The sequence below is a fragment of the Bacillus sp. SIMBA_005 genome (assembly GCF_046535585.1).
GTDB classification, from domain to species: domain Bacteria; phylum Bacillota; class Bacilli; order Bacillales; family Bacillaceae; genus Bacillus; species Bacillus pumilus.
Genome location: NZ_JAWRWI010001061.1, coordinates 1 through 241 on the forward strand (window position 1 = coordinate 1; position 241 = coordinate 241).

General features: G+C 29.9%; 1 protein-coding gene. It reads right to left on the reverse strand.

All coding sequences use genetic code 11. From position 1 onward, the window contains the following. Positions 1–61 precede the first annotated feature (61 nt). Positions 62–241: hypothetical protein (locus SB660_RS23365; protein WP_410584952.1), on the reverse strand; the 180-nt coding region annotated here is incomplete at its 5' end.

The following is a 241-nucleotide window of genomic DNA, read 5'->3' on the forward strand; positions in this document are numbered from 1 at the left end:
ATTTAATTTTGATTTACGTATTCACAATTCTAACTACTTTCTTGCAGTCCATAATCCTCGATTACTTATCAAGGTCTGAAGACCAATCAATTTCATCTCTAAACCAATTCTCTACTTTTATTGGTCCACAATCCATTTTTATAGGAATTTCTTTCCCCCATTTTATAATATCATCAATGAATTCTTCGTTATCCAACCCTTCTAATGTTCTCTCTTTCAATGCTTTTCTTAAATATTCAAT